The sequence below is a fragment of the Shigella dysenteriae genome (genome assembly GCF_022354085.1).
In the GTDB taxonomy this organism is placed as follows: Bacteria; Pseudomonadota; Gammaproteobacteria; order Enterobacterales; family Enterobacteriaceae; genus Escherichia; species Escherichia coli.
Genome location: NZ_CP055055.1, coordinates 1,011,297 through 1,029,195, shown reverse-complemented (window position 1 = coordinate 1,029,195; position 17,899 = coordinate 1,011,297). Strand labels below are relative to the sequence as shown.

Sequence of the window (17,899 nt, the reverse complement as noted above, 5' to 3'; positions counted from 1 at the left end):
ACTTTGTGATCTCTCTCGCACCCGATTATTTTTGGTAGAAATATGATGAAGTTACTTCACTTATTTATGGATGAAATCACTATGGATCCTTTGCACGCCGTTTACCTGACCGTAGGACTGTTCGTGATTACTTTTTTTAATCCGGGAGCCAATCTCTTTGTGGTAGTACAAACCAGCCTGGCTTCCGGTCGACGCGCAGGGGTGCTGACCGGGCTGGGCGTGGCGCTGGGCGATGCATTTTATTCCGGGTTGGGTTTGTTTGGTCTTGCAACGCTAATTACGCAGTGTGAGGAGATTTTTTCGCTTATCAGAATCGTCGGCGGCGCTTATCTCTTATGGTTTGCGTGGTGCAGCATGCGCCGCCAGTCAACACCGCAAATGAGCACACTACAACAACCGATTAGCGCCCCCTGGTATGTCTTTTTTCGCCGCGGATTAATTACCGATCTCTCTAACCCGCAAACCGTTTTATTTTTTATTAGTATTTTCTCAGTAACATTAAATGCCGAAACACCAACATGGGCACGTTTAATGGCCTGGGCGGGGATTGTGCTCGCATCAGTTATCTGGCGAGTCTTTCTTAGTCAGGCGTTTTCTTTGCCCGCTGTGCGTCGTGCTTATGGGCGTATGCAACGCGTTGCCAGTCGGGTTATTGGTGCAATTATTGGTGTATTCGCGCTACGCCTGATTTACGAAGGTGTGACGCAGCGGTGAGCAGATAATTTACTCTCTACGTAATCAACCTGATTTGCCGAATCCCGACCATCGGCGATGATAGCCCCCGTAATGCGTGGTCCTTATTTCCGATAAGTTTACTTGAGTCTTTAGCTTCCCATTTCAGCCCACTCTCCCCTGTGTGGGCTTTTTTCATTGGTATGACCCGTCCTGAATAGCCAAACAATGGCAATGTTCCACTTTGCAGGGATGATAATAAGGGGATCTGATTCAGAAGAGTTTTGAAAAGTTGGACCGCCATCGAGGCCTCGAACCCCGTACCATACAACAATCCTGGTTGTCGTCTGCTCTTCCTGATGAGCTAATGGCGGTTTTTGATATGAGCCTTACAGCATATTTTCTGTCAGGCTTGAGTGCGATGCGTAAGGTACAGAAAAGACCCCACACAAACATGATGGAATTATGATTTTTTTCATATGAATGTCAACCCACACATTCACAAAACATCTGCATGAGTTCATTTTTTATACACCGCATGGCTGCGAAACCACTACTGGTGCTTTTTTAAGCGAAGTGTCGCCGATCACAACAAAATATCGGCGAAAAAAGAGATGGAATGCCAGTTGGCATACAGATATACAGATGAAATGATTACCTGCATTGCGATTCACTCTCTGGTGGAATAACAACTTGCAGGTGGAACCCTTTCTGACCTAAAGAGTGTAGCGGATTTTAACGTGCTTATTTACAGGATAATATCTGTCACCTAATTCCTGGACTCTATTAGATATCCATTGATTTAATCGCGCATCATCTCTGTATGTTTTTACGTCCAGAACAGAGAGCAATAACATCACCAGTGATTCAGGAAAAACAGGGTAGATATTTTTTAAGTGTAATAATAATCCATGCGCAAGCGCCTGCTTAATGGGCGCGTCTGTCTCCGGAATAGACGACATTTCGCGAAGCCATTTTTCCACATGCATACACTCTTTCCCTTTAGGGAAAAGTCTCAGCAAAGGCATATGGTGTTCAAGAAGAATACATTTGCAATCTGTTCGCACTGAATCGATAAACTGCACTAATTTCTTAAGCCCGGTAAAGCGTCCAGCCTGCACGTTTGCTTTAATATCAAGAAACGCATCATCCTGGTCATATACCCAAACTGTCCCTTTTTGATTTTCAAGTATGCGAAAAACAAACTTAACCGGGTGATCAGGGTAATCCATCCAGTCATAAAATCCAGGGAAATCATTAAACTGCACATTTATGGTGAGTGCGTTATCGTCTGACCACTCACAGTCTCGTACGGCAGCCATGAGATGAATGAGTTTGTCGTCATCGACTAAATCATCACGACAATCATAAGGATAATCATAATATTGTTTAATCAAAACCTTGAATATATCGACACAGGAAACCAGGGAGCTTTTGATATCCTCTGGTAACTGATTGTTTTTAACCGTATTAAGTATGCTTTGTTGCGTATATGGCATCAAATTATTGTGCGGAGCTTTTAATGATATCATCGCGATCTCTCTTAAATAAAAATAAACGTCGCAGATAATAAAGCTCTGATTAAACCAGGCACTATCAGAAATCGCTCATAACTAACGTGTGAAGTATTGTGTACTGGAGGGAGTTAATTTAACAATTTGAATTTACATTATAGGTTTTACTGCTACTTTGATATTATTTCGCTCTCCTTAACTAAAAAGTTAAGTGGAGAGCGAAGTTAATATGTTAAACCACAGGGTATTTATTAATTTTTTCAGTCTGTTAGTGTGCGATTATCGATAACAAAACGATATTTCACATCACCACGCAGCATTCGCTCATAGGCTTCATTAATTTGATCGGCCCGAATCATCTCTATATCAGCCACGATGCCATGTTCGGCGCAAAAATCGAGCATCTCCTGAGTTTCTGGAATGCCGCCAATCATAGAACCGGCTATCGCACGGCGTTTCATGATCAGGTTGAAAACTTCCGGCGATTTATGCGGTGTCGCAGGCGCACCAATCAGCGTCATGGTGCCATCACGCTTCAGCAAGGTGGTAAAATCGTCGAGATTATGTGGCGCAGCTACTGTATTCAAAATGAAATCGAAACTCTTCAGATGAGCCGCCATCTCATCGGCATTGCGTGAGTTAACAACTTCATCGGCCCCCAGGGCTTTTGCCGCTTCGCGTTTTGCCTCAGAAGTGGTAAATGCCACCACATGTGCCCCCATCGCGTGGGCCAGCTTAATCCCCATATGTCCCAGACCGCCGATGCCGACCACGCCCACTTTTTTACCCGGCCCGGCCTGCCAGTGACGTAGCGGCGAATACGTGGTGATCCCTGCACACAACAAAGGAGCCACCGCCGCCAGCTGCTCTTGCGGGTGACGAATACGCAGAACATATCGCTCATGAACGACGATCTGTTGTGAGTAGCCGCCCAGAGTATGGCCCGGTTCATCCGGCGTTGGCGAGTTATAGGTGCCGGTCATGTGATCACAGTAGTTTTCCAGCCCGTCTTCACACTCTTCGCAATGTTTACAACTGTCGACAATGCAGCCGACACCGACCAGATCGCCCAGCGCATGTTTTTCTACCTGATCACCAACGGCTACCACACGCCCCACAATTTCATGACCCGGCACGCAGGGATAAACCGTCCCCGCCCACTCGGAACGGACCTGGTGGAGATCGGAATGGCAGACGCCACAGTAAGCGATTTCGATTTTGACATCATTCGGTCCCGGTTCACGCCGGGTGATATCCATCGGTTCAAGTGGTTGTTTAGCGGAATATGCACCAACAGCTTTGATCTTCATTGTGTTTACTCCTGATTAGCTATGTGTATTTGGCGACGCCTGATATGTCATCGCGGCAAAACGCGTCCATTGAATATAGCCAATATTTAAACCACCCGATCCAGCCCCAACATGCCGCGAGCCTGAATGAAACAGAGCAGCAACGTTCCCCATAAGGCCATCGTCAGGTAGGGGCTTATACCGAGAATATTGAATCCGCTTTCAATAATTTGCAGAAGAAACAGCGCCAGCACCATACCAATTATCCGCCCGCTGCCGCCGTCCGGATTAACCCCGCCGAGTACTGCCGCGAGGATTGACACCAGCAAGTACGATTCGCCATAAGAGGCCTTAGCCGAGTTGAGTTTCGACATCATCAAAAATGCCGCTACCGCACAAAGCAAGGCGGAAATGACATAAACCCAAATCAGCACCCGACGAGTGTTAATGCCGGAGTAAAGTGTTGCTCGTTCGTTAGACCCAATCAGGTAAATGGCTTTACCGAGCGGCGTTTTCTCCAGCAATATCCACAGCCCCAGTGCCACTGCGGCAAACAACCACATCGGTAGCGGAATACCGAACCATTGCGCATGATTCAACCACAGCACCCATGAGGGATAATTGGCAATGGCGCTACCACCTGTCACCAGAATATTTATCCCTTTGAGCAACGTCATCATCCCAAGCGTTGCAAGAATTGGCGACACTCGAATACCAGCAATCAATACGCCGTTACATAAACCGATTATCACCGCCGCGCCAGCGCCCGCCAGTAACGTAGCGACAACCGTAGCAATACCCGGTGGATACTGAGTCGCCACCCACGCCATCACCAGTGAACAGGCGTTAGCAGTGGCTATAATTGACAAGTTAATGCCACCGCAAAGCATGGTCACCGCCATAGCCAACGCCAGAATGCCCAGCACGGGCATTTGCGAAGCGACGGACTGGAAATTACTTATCGACCAGAAAATCTCCGGCATAGTAATGCTGAACGCGGCAACAGTTAGCACCAGCAGGCCGATCAAGTAAAACTCAACGTTATTACGCCACGATTTTTTCATAGCAGACTCCGGTTCTGATGCTGACTCCACGCCGTGGCACTAATGCTGGCAACGATGATGATGCCGGTGATCAATGTTTGCCAGTAAGACGAGACTCCCAATAAATTTAGCCCGTTTTGCATCACTGCCAACAACACCACGCCGAGCAAAGTACCGGTTAACGTGCCGCGCCCGCCGAGCAAACTAGTGCCGCCAAGCACCACCGCAGCCAGTACTGTCAGCTCATAACCCAGAAGAGAGTCGGGGGCGACAGTCATCACCGTCCACGACTGCACTACACCCGCAGCGCCAGACATCAATCCCATATAGCCATAGACGAAAAGTTGCAGTTTCAGCACGCTAAAGCCGATGCGACTGGCTGATTCGCGGTTCCCGCCAAGGGCATAAATTTTGCGCCCTACACTGGTGAAATTCATGATAAACGCTGTTAGCAGCACCACCGTAATCATGGCGATCAGCGGCAGACCAAGGCCATAGTCATAGCCATCAGCATCGGTATACTTGAACAACATAACCCCCTGCTCAAACCACGGCGGAAAGTCGTACAGCCACACACCTTTACTCAACCATAACAGCAGGCCATAGAAAATATTCAGCGTCGAGATAGTGATGATGATAGAAGGCACCCGTAGGCGATTAACCAGTAAGGCGTTAATTAAGCCAAGTAAAATGCCGATGCAGCCCGCCAGTGCAAACGCGACAGCGAAGTTGCCACCAATTTTTTGCAGCAACAGCACCATGCCGTATTGCGCAATGATGGTCATTGCTGGAAACGAAATATCAATTCCACCGGAAATCAACACCACAAACAAACCACAGGCGAGAATAGTCAACATGGCATAGTTATTGGCGAGATCGTACAAATTACCGAATGTCAGAAACTCGTCGCTGCGCCAGGCAAGGCCAACAAACATCACCACAATCAGTAATGCCAGCCAGAATTCATGGCGTTTTTTCAGTTCAGCCATTTACCACCTCCGCAATCCTGGCCTGAGAACTGCTGTCAGGCAGGAAGCTATGGGTGATCTGACCTTTTTGCATTACCAAAATCCGGTGGCTTTGATACCACGCTTCTTCAATTTCATCGCAGATCATCAATACCGCAATGCCATGAGCCGCCAGATCGCTGATAATGCCGTATATTCCTGCTTTGTTGGCGATATCAACACCGACTGTCGGGCTATCGAGAATCAACAGTCGTGGCCCAATCGCCAGCCATTTGGCGATCGATACTCGCTGCGCGTTACCACCAGAAAGCGTATTCACCGGGAGATGAGGATCAGAGACTTTGATGGTCAATGCCTTGATTAGCCTGTCCACCAGGTCACGCACTTTAGTTTCACTCAGAAAGCCGAAGCGATCTTTTACCTTGTGAAAAACAGTGCTAATGATGTTGTCTTCAATAGATTGCGCCATCACCAAACCGCGCGACATGCGATCTTCCGAAACATAACCAATACCGTGGCGGATGGCGTCCTGGTTACTATGCAGTGTAACCGGCTGGCCGTTGATGAGGATCTCGCCAGCATCCGGTCGGGTCATACCAAACAGACTCAGACATAATTCCGTGCGCCCCGCACCAAGCAGGCCAACAATCGATACCACTTCGCCCGCTTCCACCCGCAAGTTAATATTTAGATATTCCCCATGACGACTTAAATTACGCACCTCCAGCACCGGGGTGCTGGATTTTCCCTGCCACAACTCTCGCACCTGATATTCAAACTCCTGGCCGGTCATCAGGAAACCGAGTTGTTTTGTGGTCATCTCTGCAGCCGGAAAAGTCCCGACCAGCTCACCATCTTTCAGCACTGAAATACGGTCGGAAACTTCCATCACTTCTTCCAGACGATGACTGACAAAGACCACGCAGATCCCGCGTTCACGCAATTGATGCACCACCTGTAATAACCCTTGCACTTCCTGATGGGTCAGCGAAGCGGTTGGTTCATCCATCACGATCAACCGTGCGTCCTGCGCCAGTGCACGGCAAATAGCCACCAGCTGACAGCGGGCAATTGAAAGCTCAGAAACGAGTGTATCCAGTGGCAATGTGACGTTAATACTGGTCATTGCCGCCTGCGCCACCTCACGCAGACGACGGCGGTTAACAAACAGACCGTGGTGATAGTGATTCACGGCGATATTCTCCCAGACACTCAGGTTAGGAAATAAAGAGAGGTCCTGATAAATCACCTGAATCCCCTGCGCCACCGAAGCGGCTGGTGTCAGCTTTGACCAGTTTTTCCCACCAAGCGTAATTTCCGCTCCCTCATCCGGGCGATAAACACCGGACATAATTTTAATCAACGTCGATTTACCACAGCCGTTTTGCCCGGCAAGGCAGTGCACTTCACCCGACATAAAGTCGAGAGAAACATCGCGCAGCGCTCGCGTGGCATGAAACGTTTTGTTGATATGACGAAGGGAAAGGAAGGTTTCCATAACATCCCCTGGCAATAAGAATCGGGGCTTTCGCCCCGAAGAAATGGATTAATAAAGTGAGTCGATATTGTCTTTGTTGACCAGTAATACCTTATGGAAACGGATAATTCGCTTATCCATATCTACGTCGGCCTTACCCAGATTCTGCATTTCTAATCCAGGCTTGATCTCTTCACCCTTCAGCAATGTGCTGGCGACGGCTGCGAGTGCGTAACCTGCAGAGGCCGGATCGTAAGTAATCCCTTCGGTGATATCACCACTTTTAATCAGTGATGCCGCCTGTGAAGGGATCATCATGCCATAGACTGCGACTTTATTTTTCGCCCGTTTCTCTTTCACCGCACGTCCCGCGCCAATCGGACCGTTTGAACCAAAGGAGACAACCGCTTTCAAGTCAGGATAGGTTTTCATCAGGTCCAGTGTGGTACGACGTGAGTCATCCACACTCTCGGCAACCGGCATGCGGCGGGTAACTTCATGCATATCCGGGTAATGCTCTTTCTGGTATTTCACCAGCAAGTCAGCCCATAAGTTATGCTGCGGCACGGTCAAACTACCCACGTAAATCACATAGCCGCCCTTGCCACCCATGCGTTTCGCCATATGCTCAACATATTCAGCGGCAAATTTTTCGTTATCAATGATTTCGATATCCCAGTTAGCACTTGGCTGACCGGGGGATTCGTTGGTCAGAACCACAATTCCGGCATCTCGCGCTTTTTTGAATACCGGTTCCAGCACGTTAGCATCGTTTGACACGATAGTAATTGCATTAACCTTACGGGCGATTAAATCCTCAATAATTTTAACTTGTTGCGGAGCATCAGTACTTGAAGGCCCCACCTGTGAGGCATTAACACCAAAGGCTTTACCCGCCTCAACCACACCTTCGCCCATGCGATTAAACCACGGCATACCATCGACTTTAGAAATATTCACCACGACTTTTTCCGCTGCCTGGAGCGGCGCAGAAATTAGCGCAGCGCCTAATAACAGCGAAGACACCATATTGATAACAAAACGTTTATTCATCATTTCAGCCTCATTGCAGGGTAGTCAGGAAGTGTTCGCCCAAATTAGCGCGCTGGAGAGAATAAGAATTTTCGAATATTTTTATGCAGAATAAACAGCTCTATTTCAGGCAGCTATTAAAAATATGGTTATAAATATGGACAAAACGGGCAGCAATAATAAGTGTGACATTCATCACGTAAAAAACAGCAAAATAAACAAAATTAGCGATATTTTATGTTTGTGAGCTTATTTCGTGTAGATAAATAGTTATCTACACAACGTCGGTGATGCTGCCAACTTACTGATTTAGTGTATGATGGTGTTTTTGAGGTGCTCCAGTGGCTTCTGTTTCTATCAGCTGTCCCTCCTGTTCAGCTACTGACGGGGTGGTGCGTAACGGCAAAAGCACCGCCGGACATCAGCGCTATCTCTGCTCTCACTGCCGTAAAACATGGCAACTGCAGTTCACTTACACCGCTTCTCAACCCGGTACGCACCAGAAAATCATTGATATGGCCATGAATGGCGTTGGATGCCGGGCAACCGCCCGCATTATGGGCGTTGGCCTCAACACGATTTTCCGCCATTTAAAAAACTCAGGCCGCAGTCGGTAACCTCGCGCATACAGCCGGGCAGTGACGTCATCGTCTGCGCGGAAATGGACGAACAGTGGGGATACGTCGGGGCTAAATCGCGCCAGCGCTGGCTGTTTTACGCGTATGACAGGCTCCGGAAGACGGTTGTTGCGCACGTATTCGGTGAACGCACTATGGCGACGCTGGGGCGTCTTATGAGCCTGCTGTCACCCTTTGACGTGGTGATATGGATGACGGATGGCTGGCCGCTGTATGAATCCCGCCTGAAGGGAAAGCTGCACGTAATCAGCAAGCGATATACGCAGCGAATTGAGCGGCATAACCTGAATCTGAGGCAGCACCTGGCACGGCTGGGACGGAAGTCGCTGTCGTTCTCAAAATCGGTGGAGCTGCATGACAAAGTCATCGGGCATTATCTGAACATAAAACACTATCAATAAGTTGGAGTCATTACCCACAACGTCAATAAGGGCATATTCTTCAAAGATAACGTCCATTTCTGGTGAATAGCTTCCTTCTGCCTGGAAAAAACGACGGTGTTCATTACGCCAATATTCAAGACTGAGGTCACCTTCACCTTCCTTACGGGCAAGCTCCGCGGTGACATCAGAAAAGCGCAGTAAATGCAGGCCAATCACTCTGATAACACATACAGGCTCACCACGGCTATTTTCTACAATCTTATACTCACCAATCATCGGAAATGCGTTGTCTTCAATACATCCCGCCAGCGAACCACAGGAAGCTGTTTTAATACCAGTCGCAATCAACGTTGCGAGGTGATCGGCCAACGCGGCTGAATCGCCAAAAGTACAAAAGGAAGCATGGGGATATTTTTGTGAGAATTTTTCTTTTATGGTCATGGCAATATTTTTGCGATTACGGAAAAACAAATCACATCTTAATTACTGTTGGTAACCATCAGCAAGAGTATCATTGGTTTTTCGATACTGAATCTTTTTTATCCGAAGCAGGTCACATTTATGGCCTGATAAATACCTTTGTTAAAACTCACTTTTGTGTATTTCTCTCAAATAATCCCCTGGAAATTATGCCGGGAGATTATAAAGTTCAGGATCATTCATTAGCAAACCATTCCCGCTCCACTCCCTGGGGCTTAAATCTCTTACTATTCACCGTTGCAGGCGTTTCAAATGCGCATCAACCTGCCACACTCCCCCACACCAGTTGCCCTTTATGGAACGTTGCGGTTCTCGGCGAGATACGCGCCACCGCCTCGGCAGAACAGGAGGCGTCCACCAGCACAAAGCTGGCGTCATCCTGCGCTTTTGGCCACACACGCTCGCCTTTTCCGTTGAGCGGCAATACATCTCCAGTGGCTAAAAACAGCGAACGGGAGAGGTTCTGTTCGTTAGGACGAATATAGAGCTGCGCGTACAGATTGGCTTTTTCCAGCATGTCGCCCAGACCATAAGGCGACCAGTGGTCGATAACGCTGTCAGTGCCAGTCATCACTTTTACGCCTTTGTCGTGCAACTGTTTGAGCGGCATATGCAGCGTGCCAATCGGCACCGTCGAGGCGATAGAAATTTGCTGCGCCGCCATCCGGTGCGCCAGTTCATCTACCTGTTGTTCGTTGAGCGTAGCCAGCGCGAAGGCGTGACTGATGGTCAGCTTGCCCTTCAGTTGCGGCGTTTTCTCTACCGTTTCAACCATATAATTGATGGCTGCCACGCCTGCCGGAGTGGTTTCGTGCAGGTGAATATCGACGCCTTTGTCGTAGTCCAGCGCAATCTGGAACATGGTGTCGAGGGATTTTTCCATCGCGCCATCAACACTGGTCGGGTCCAAGCCGCCGACGTAATGCGCCCCCGCCTGCATTGCTTCACGCATTAAGGGTTCCGATTTCGACAGCAGCAAACCGTGCTGCGGGAAGGCGACGATTTCACACTCAAAGCCCGCCTGACGTCGCGCCAGCACCGCCTGCAAATTTTGCAGATTTTTCAGGCCGGAAACCGGTTCGATATTGCAGTGGCTTCGGGCAATGGTGGTGCCTTTCGACTGCAATAAATCAATCAGTTTTTCTGCCCGCTCCTGAGTGTACGGTTGCAGCTCCGGCAGCATTTTCTGCTCGAGTTTGATCATGTCCTGGATGGTGGTGCCTGCCGGGCGATTGAGCGAGCGCCACGGCCCGCCGTAAAACGTTTTGTCGAGATGAATATGCATGTCGCGGGTGGTGGGCAGCATCAGCTTACCGCCAGCATCATAGTGCGGCAGCGTGGCATCCGGGTGCTGCTTATTCTCGCGCAGCGCGACAATTTTGCCGTTCTGAATCTCCACGGTCTGGCGCGCCGTGCGGGTCTGCACCGCCACGCCATTTTCGTAGTCAAATCCAGTTTCCAGCAGCACGTTGTCGAGATAGTAATGCGGGTCAGTGATTTTCATGGTGTTATTCGCGTCGCAGTGGGTTGTGCCAGAGACTGCCGCATGGGCGAGCGGCACAGACGTACCAAACAGCGCGGCGGCGGTGACCATCTTACCGCTCTGGCTCAGAAATTCACGGCGGCTATTGCTTTCTTTCATCTTACGTCCTTACGTTTTAATAATATGGGTGCCCGTTTCGCCACGCAGCGCCGCGGGCAGGCATTCCGGCGTGGTGATAATCACTTCTTTACCGCCCTGTTCCAGGAACGTCAGGCTGGCGATGATTTTTGGCAACATGCTGCCGGGCGGGAAATGTCCTTCCTGCATATAGCGAGTCATGGTGGCAATATCCACCCGATCGAGCGCCTGCTGCTCGGGTTTGCCAAAATGAATACACACTTTTTCCACGCCGGTGGTGATCACCAGAATGTCGGCGTGAATTTCACGGGCCAGCAGCGCGGTAGAGAGATCTTTGTCGATAACCGCGTCCACGCTTTGGTAATCCCCCGCTTCAGTACGCACTACCGGAATTCCACCGCCGCCCGCGCCAATCACCACAAAGCCTTGTTGGATCAGCGCCTTAATGGCGGGTGCTTCGACAATACGTTTCGGTTCCGGCGAGGCGACCACGCGGCGATAGCCCCGTCCGGCATCTTCAACAAAACGCCAGTCAGGGTTTGCCTTTTGTAATTCGTCACGCTGGCTGTCACTAAAGAATGCGCCGATGGGCTTGGTGGGATGGGCAAATCCCGGATCGTTTTTATCCACTTCCACCTGAGTCACCACGGTGACGGCTTTTTTCTCACCGTGACGCACCAGCCGGTTATTCAGCGCCTGTTGGATCAGATAGCCGATGCCGCCCTGCGTATCTGCCACACAGTTCGCCAGCGGCGTTAAGGGGAGCCCTTCGCGCTCGTGGGCAATCTCCGCACGGCGTAAATCCAGCCCGACCTGCGGCCCGTTGCCGTGGGTCAGCACAATGTCGTAATCGGAAGCCAGCATTTCCAGCACCGTATCGGCGACGGCTTTCACCGCCTCCGCCTGATGCTCAATCGACTGGCTGGCGTTATCTTTGATAATGCTGTTGCCACCAATGGCAACGACCACAAGTTCTTTCATGTTGTTATGTCCGCTACAGAGGGTGATGGGGTTATGACCAACGCCAAATTGCCTGATACGCTACGCTTATCAGGCCTACAAATTCTCGTGCCACTCGTGGGCCGGATAAGGCGTTCACGCCGCATCCGGCAATGGTGACAAATGCCTGATGCGCTACGCTTATCAGGCCTACAGATTCTCGCGCCACTCGTAGGCCGGATAAGGCGTTCACGCCGCATCCGGCAATGGTGACAAATGCCTGATGCGCTACGCTTATCAGGCCTACAGATTCTTGCGCCATTCGTAGGCCGGATAAGGCGTTCACGCCGCATCCGGCAATGGTGACAAATGCCTGATGCGCTACGCTTATCAGGCCTACAAATTCTTGCGCCACTTGTAGGCCGGATAAGGCGTTCACGCCGCATCCGGCAATGGTGACAAATGCCTGATGCGCTACGCTTATCAGGCCTACAGATTCTCGTTCCATTCGTGGGCCGGATAAGGCGTTCACGCCGCATCCGGCATGAACATGTAGGTCAGACGCCGTAACGTTCGCACCAGCCAAGAATGGCTTTCTCGAAGCAGGCAAAAGGTGGATGCACAATGCCCGCACCAATCATGCCGACGCCCGCATCTTTATGGGCGATGGCGGTGTTGATCACTGGCAGAATGCCGCTGCTACCCACGCGGGTGATGTCGATTGCCGACGGCACGCCCATAAAACCGAGCAGCGGAATGGTGACGTTGGGGTTTTCGCCAAGGGTGATTTCGCGCATCTGACGGGAGAAATCGATAGCCTCTTCCACCGTGCCACCCACCAGCGCAACGATTGCAGGCGCGGTCGCCATGGCAAATCCGCCAATGCCGTAGGTTTCAGTGATGGCGCTGTCGCCGATATCCAGCCCTGAATCTTCCGGCTTATAACCGGCAAACATCGGGCCGATGACCTGCTGCGCCGGGCCGGTAAACCACTGCCCCGGCAGGCCGCTGACCCGCAGGCCGAACTCGACGCCATTACGCGCCATGGTGGTGACCACGGTGCTGTATTCAATGCCGTGCGCCGCATCCATCGCCGCTTTACACATCGCCATCCACGTCGGGCCGGAGAAGTAATCGCTACTGGCAACAAACTCAAACACTTCGCGCTGTTGCTCGACGGAATAACCTGCCTGAATGATCCCCGGCGTCAGCGCCTGAATCAGCAGCGTCGTCCCGGCGTTATTGCGGTTATGGCACTCATCGCCCATATGCAGCGCCTGCGCCAGCATTAAGCGCAGATCGATTTCGCCGATAATTTTCATCGCGTCGCGCAGTATTGGTCCCTGCACATCACGCATCCAGTTCAGGCGGTCAATCACGCTCTGGTCGTTAGCGCCCATACGCAAAATCTTCGCCATCTGCTCGCTCATGTTGGTATAAGCGATGTTGCCGTAGGTTTTGTTTTTTACGATGTGCATAAACATCGAGGCCGAGGTAACACCCGCCATCGATCCCACGCAGTCGTGCTCGTGACACGGCGAGAAGGTGATCTCCCCGGAAGCCGCCAGGTCAGCCGCCTCGTCGAGATCTTTCGCCAGTCCTTCGAACACCAGCGCTCCGGTGACCGCGCCTTTCATCGCGCCGCACATTTTTTCCCAGGTGATCGGCGGCCCGGCGTGAAGAATGGTTTTCGGCGTCATGCCCGGCACCACGTTAATCGCCTGATCAAAACCAATCAGCACCGGATGCGACTGGATAATGCGCTCCAGCGCCTGCTGGTTAGCGGCGGCGATTTTGTCTGCCAGCGGCGAATCGGCAATGTTATCCAGCGCCTGCACCACCTGCATATTGCCCTGCCCCGGCGGCGTCCAGTCGAGTTGAGTCACTTCTACATGCTGCTTTTTCAGGTCATCGCTAAACATGGCGATGCCGACGTTAATAACGTTCAATGGTTGGCTAAACAGTGACTGGCTCATCAGGCTTCCTCCCCTTTGCAGATAAATTCACGCGCCAGCAATCCGGTATTGGTGCTGCTGCTCGCCAGAATCACTCCGGCATCAAGCAGCATCTGGTTTTGTTGTTCTAACGATGGCGTATCAAGATCGGTACCCAGCACATAGGCGAGAATGATCAACTCGCGTCCTTCGGCAGCGGCGATCGCTTTCGCTTCTTTGATCGCCTCGATGGTGGAGCCGACCGGATCTTCATGCGATCCAAATCCGAGCACAAAATCCATCACGATCACCGCCACTTCTGGATCGTGCGCCTCTTCGATCAAGCGACTGATGCGGTTGGTGGGGTCAATCATTGGATGCGGCTTGCCGTTGGTGAAGTCGTCATCGCCAAAGTCGAGGAAGGTGTGTTTGATGCTGCGGTTGATATCTTTCAGGCGGAATTCCGGATCGGGCTGAATGTTGCTGTAGACATCGCCATGTTTTTCCATCACCGCGAACATGGTTTCGTCGCACAACGTGCCGCCGCAGAACAGGCCACGAATGTATTTCTGCTGCGGTTGCAGACGCGCACGCACATCCGCAATCAACGGCTGGTTCAGGGTATGCAGGTCGAGATGTTCTTGTTTCACGCCGGAGAGCATCACCGCTTTTAGCGCCGCCTCTTTGCTGCCGCGGGCAAACTGTAGCCCCTGCTCATCCACTGGCGTTTCGCCACGACCGAGGAAGCAGACCACCACCGGCTTGCGGCAGGCGCGGGCGCGTTCCAGCACTTTACGGGCCACCGCAGGCGCGGGAGGTTTTGAAATCAGCGCGATAATTTCAGTTTGCGGATCGTTTTCCAGCATCCCGATGGCGTCGAGCATCATCAGGCCGCCGATTTTCTCGCTCAGGTCGCGCCCGCCGGTGCCGATGAGTTGTGAAACGCCGCCACCAAATTCATGAATGCGGACGCTCAGCTCCTGGCTGCCGGTGCCGGATGCGCCAACAATACCGATGTTGCCGCGACGCACGGCGTTACCAAAGCAGAGCGCCGCACCGTTGATAATCGCCGTGCCGCAGTCTGGCCCCATCATCAGCAGCCCTTTTTCGTGGGCCAGTTGCTTGAGCGCCAGTTCATCTTCAACTGAGACGTTATCGGAAAACAGCATCACGTTGAGATCGTTTTGCAGCGCCTGACGCGCTTCGCGAGCGGCAAACAGACCGTTGACCGAAATCACCGCCAGGTTACTTTCCGGGATATGCTTTTTGGCGCTGGCAATAGTGGCGTAACGCGCCTCGTGCGAGCCGCTTTGCGCTTTGGTGTTGAACAGTTCTTCAATCTCCGCCAGCAACTGCTCATTGTCCGCACCCGATTTACCATTGATGACAATCATCAGGTCGCCGTTTTTCGCCTGTTCCAGCTCCGGCGTCAGCAGTCCTAAATTTTTCAGCACACCTTTGTTCATTTCGGTCGCCATCGCCACAAATGCCTGCTCGACGCCGTCGAGTTTATTTGCACGCGTGGAGATAGACATCAGCGAGACAGAATCAAAATAGGTATTCGGTTTAATGACTATTTTAACTGACATAATTCCCTCCGTAGGTTTGGCTCAGCGCACAACCATCGGCCATGCCATACAGCATGTCGCAGCCGGAACTGGAGCCAATATGTTTAATTTTTTCTATTGCCTGAGTTGCGTTCCCAGGGATGTCATAAATAATATTGTGAATAAAACGATGAATATTTTCCCGGCAGCGTTGTTGTAATGCGGCCTCCAGCGTAATAGCACTTAATAACGTGGTATTTTTTCTGCCGCGTTGCAAACCGAGATAAAATTCCTCTTTGTATTTTTCTGCCGGATGCCCACAAATAAATAAAATAAGTACCAGCCCGGTCAGATAATCGTCGGCTGATGGCGTAAGGCCAATCCCTAACCCCATCATATTAGCGACCGCTGAGGCGATATTTTGTTTATCGTTTACGGCCTGAATAACTGCCTGTCGTTTAATATGTAATTCTTTATTTAATGCCTGATAAAACGGATTATCGCCGCGATAATTAAACAGGGTTTCATTTTCCCCCAGGTGCTGATGAATAATGTCGTACCACTGTTGCCAGGCGATAAGGTGAAAATTTTCAGCGGTCATTTGCAAAGTTGGGGACAGCCAACGCCGACAACGACTCATCTCTATATGAAGATGTTGACCAACCGTAATGCCTTGATCGTCAAACTGAACCTTATCACCATGCCGAAACAGACCATCAAAGTGAGTGAGTGCCAACCGACAACTGTTTGGCGCATTGTCGTACTCTTCACAAAGCAGCGTCAGCAACTGCTGGCGAGCCGGGAGTGCGATATTTACCGCTCTGGCAAAGACCTGTTCAACCTGTCCTTGCCCCCGCTGCGCCAGAAAATCCGCATCCGCAGTTAGCGCCCACACACACCGTTTTTCTGGTGTGTTGATAGCAAGCCTCCCGGTTTATGCACCTGCGGCAATCAGCAACTGAGCAATCTCTTCAAAGCCCCGTTCCCGCGCCAGTTCCAGCGGCGTTTTGCCATATTTATCCGTCATGTGCGGACTGGCACCGTGTTCCAGCAATAGCTGGACAATCGCCTGCTGTTTAATACCGCCATCATTAAGCACAATCGCTTCCAGTAGCGGCGTCCAGCCTACATGGTTGGTCTGGTTAACGTTAATTTCCGTATGCGCCAAAAGCTCTTTTACAATACTTAAATGGCCTTTTTCACAGGCAGGCGTCAGGCCGACACCGCCAAAACGGGTTACGCAATTAAGATCAGGTTTAGCCGGTAAAATAATTCGTAGTAGCGTTAAATCATCGTTCAGACAGCTAATTAAAAAAGGATTTAAACAGGTATGATCTTGCTTATTAATATCCGCTCCGGCATCAATTAATGCCTGAACGCAAGCATATTGCTGATATAAACTTGCCAGCGTAATTGCCGTTTTCCCCTGACGATCGCAGGTATTAATATCGACACCCAGCGCAAGGCAGGTTTTTACTTTATCGATATCACCCTGTTGTGCAGCCAATAAATAGTCGGCAGGTAGATTTTTTATACTCATTCACATTCCCCTGGTTTTTGTGGCTGTTTTCGATGAATTGAGAATAGCAACGATAATCTGATAAAAGAACCCGCTTAAATTTAATTCGCCGTATTTCGCCTTTTTGTTGAATGATGTTCAACAATCTTTTCGCAGTGTGCGGTAGTGCAATATTTGTTTCTTTGACCCGATACCCTTTCACTCAATCAGGTTTTATTTCTCTATAGTCTGCACATGTAAGAGTAGCTTTCGTCCATGTCTAACCAGAGGGGAACAAGATGAACGGACTCACGGCAACGGGTGTCACCGTCGGTATTTGTGCAGGGCTTTGGCAGTTAGTGTCTTCACATGTCGGGCTCTCTCAGGGATGGGAATTATTAGGAACCATTGGCTTCGTCGCCTTTTGCAGTTTTTATGCCGCAGGCGGCGGTAAATCGGGGTTTATCAGAAGTCTGGCGGTTAATTATTCCGGGATGGTGTGGGCGTTTTTCGCCGCGCTGGCTGCTGGTTGGCTGGCCTCTGTAAGTGGACTGTCCGCGTTCTGGGCGAGCGTAATTACTACCGTACCCTTCTCGGCGGTGGTGGTCTGGCAAGGGCGTTTCTGGTTACTGTCATTTATTCCCGGTGGCTTTCTCGGCATGACGCTGTTTTTTGCCAGCGGTATGAACTGGACGGTGACATTACTGGGTTTTCTGGCGGGTAACTGCGTGGGGATAATTTCAGAATATGGTGGACAAAAATTAAGCGAAGCGACGACTAAACGCGACGGGTATTAAAAGTTATTCAAAAATGATTATCTATCTTTAACCGATACCTCTACAGTCATAGCTGGAGAAATTCATA

General features: G+C 50.5%; 17 protein-coding genes and 1 pseudogene. 3 read left to right on the top strand and 15 right to left on the bottom strand.

Annotated features, from left to right (window positions below; translation table 11 throughout):
- Nucleotides 1–42: 42 nt before the first annotated feature.
- A complete protein-coding gene (locus HUZ68_RS04925; protein ID WP_000976977.1) occupies nt 43–714 on the top strand; it encodes a LysE family transporter in 672 nt (223 codons plus the stop codon).
- A 16-nt stretch (nt 715–730) separates the two neighbouring features.
- Here HUZ68_RS04925 and yahM read toward each other — a convergent pair whose 3' ends face one another.
- From yahM to HUZ68_RS04890, 7 genes are all read right to left on the bottom strand, one after another.
- Nucleotides 731–976: a protein YahM gene (gene yahM, locus HUZ68_RS04920; protein WP_021577052.1), complete on the bottom strand. Its 246-nt coding sequence runs from the start codon at nt 974–976 to the stop codon at nt 731–733.
- Nucleotides 977–1,388: 412 nt separating this feature from the next.
- Entirely contained in the window at nt 1,389–2,204 is an 816-nt protein-coding gene (gene yahL / locus HUZ68_RS04915; RefSeq protein ID WP_001309286.1) for a protein YahL, read from the bottom strand.
- A gap of 242 nt (nt 2,205–2,446) precedes the next feature.
- Nucleotides 2,447–3,496: an NADPH-dependent aldehyde reductase YahK gene (gene yahK, locus HUZ68_RS04910; RefSeq protein WP_239594054.1), complete on the bottom strand. Its 1,050-nt coding sequence runs from the start codon at nt 3,494–3,496 to the stop codon at nt 2,447–2,449.
- A gap of 86 nt (nt 3,497–3,582) precedes the next feature.
- Entirely contained in the window at nt 3,583–4,539 is a 957-nt protein-coding gene (locus HUZ68_RS04905) for an ABC transporter permease (protein ID WP_000750339.1), read from the bottom strand.
- Nucleotides 4,536–5,507, bottom strand: coding sequence for an ABC transporter permease (locus HUZ68_RS04900; RefSeq protein ID WP_000818904.1), 972 nt, complete (start codon nt 5,505–5,507; stop codon nt 4,536–4,538). Before HUZ68_RS04900 ends, HUZ68_RS04905 begins: the two co-directional genes overlap by 4 nt.
- Entirely contained in the window at nt 5,500–6,984 is a 1,485-nt protein-coding gene (locus HUZ68_RS04895; RefSeq protein ID WP_000447335.1) for a sugar ABC transporter ATP-binding protein, read from the bottom strand. The genes HUZ68_RS04900 and HUZ68_RS04895 overlap by 8 nt, the downstream gene beginning before the upstream one ends.
- Nucleotides 6,985–7,032: 48 nt before the next feature.
- Nucleotides 7,033–8,016, bottom strand: a complete 984-nt coding sequence (locus HUZ68_RS04890; protein WP_239594229.1) for an autoinducer 2 ABC transporter substrate-binding protein — start codon at nt 8,014–8,016, stop codon at nt 7,033–7,035.
- Nucleotides 8,017–8,336: 320 nt separating this feature from the next.
- Here HUZ68_RS04890 and HUZ68_RS04885 point away from each other — a divergent pair.
- A protein-coding gene (locus HUZ68_RS04885) for an IS1-like element IS1B family transposase (protein ID WP_095033700.1) occupies nt 8,337–9,034 on the top strand; the annotation gives its coding sequence in 2 pieces (ribosomal slippage) (nt 8,337–8,586 and nt 8,586–9,034; 699 coding nt in all).
- Nucleotides 9,035–9,049: 15 nt separating this feature from the next.
- Here the strand turns inward: HUZ68_RS04885 and HUZ68_RS04880 are convergent.
- The 8 genes and pseudogenes from HUZ68_RS04880 to HUZ68_RS04845 form a co-directional block, all read right to left on the bottom strand.
- Nucleotides 9,050–9,457, bottom strand: a pseudogene (locus tag HUZ68_RS04880) (ASCH domain-containing protein); the annotation flags it as partial.
- Between the two features lie 298 nt (nt 9,458–9,755).
- Nucleotides 9,756–11,138, bottom strand: a complete 1,383-nt coding sequence (locus tag HUZ68_RS04875) for an amidohydrolase family protein (protein ID WP_021577050.1) — start codon at nt 11,136–11,138, stop codon at nt 9,756–9,758.
- 9 nt (nt 11,139–11,147) lie between these two features.
- Nucleotides 11,148–12,098, bottom strand: coding sequence for a carbamate kinase family protein (locus tag HUZ68_RS04870; RefSeq protein ID WP_239594051.1), 951 nt, complete (start codon nt 12,096–12,098; stop codon nt 11,148–11,150).
- Nucleotides 12,099–12,129: 31 nt separating this feature from the next.
- Complete coding sequence (locus HUZ68_RS04865; protein ID WP_080030305.1) at nt 12,130–12,564, bottom strand: hypothetical protein; 435 nt, start codon at nt 12,562–12,564, stop codon at nt 12,130–12,132.
- Between the two features lie 49 nt (nt 12,565–12,613).
- Nucleotides 12,614–14,032: a YlbE family protein gene (locus HUZ68_RS04860; protein ID WP_001612464.1), complete on the bottom strand. Its 1,419-nt coding sequence runs from the start codon at nt 14,030–14,032 to the stop codon at nt 12,614–12,616.
- Nucleotides 14,032–15,579, bottom strand: a complete 1,548-nt coding sequence (gene fdrA, locus HUZ68_RS04855) for an acyl-CoA synthetase FdrA (RefSeq protein WP_239594049.1) — start codon at nt 15,577–15,579, stop codon at nt 14,032–14,034. Before fdrA ends, HUZ68_RS04860 begins: the two co-directional genes overlap by 1 nt.
- Entirely contained in the window at nt 15,569–16,432 is an 864-nt protein-coding gene (locus HUZ68_RS04850; RefSeq protein ID WP_021577046.1) for an oxamate carbamoyltransferase subunit AllH family protein, read from the bottom strand. Before HUZ68_RS04850 ends, fdrA begins: the two co-directional genes overlap by 11 nt.
- A 39-nt stretch (nt 16,433–16,471) precedes the next feature.
- Nucleotides 16,472–17,077, bottom strand: coding sequence for an ankyrin repeat domain-containing protein (locus HUZ68_RS04845; RefSeq protein ID WP_000023636.1), 606 nt, complete (start codon nt 17,075–17,077; stop codon nt 16,472–16,474).
- Nucleotides 17,078–17,334: 257 nt separating this feature from the next.
- Here HUZ68_RS04845 and HUZ68_RS04840 point away from each other — a divergent pair, with 257 nt between their 5' ends.
- Nucleotides 17,335–17,832 (top strand): DUF1097 domain-containing protein, encoded by a 498-nt coding sequence (locus HUZ68_RS04840; protein WP_001013880.1) that lies wholly within the window; start codon nt 17,335–17,337, stop codon nt 17,830–17,832.
- Nucleotides 17,833–17,899: the final 67 nt, after the last annotated feature.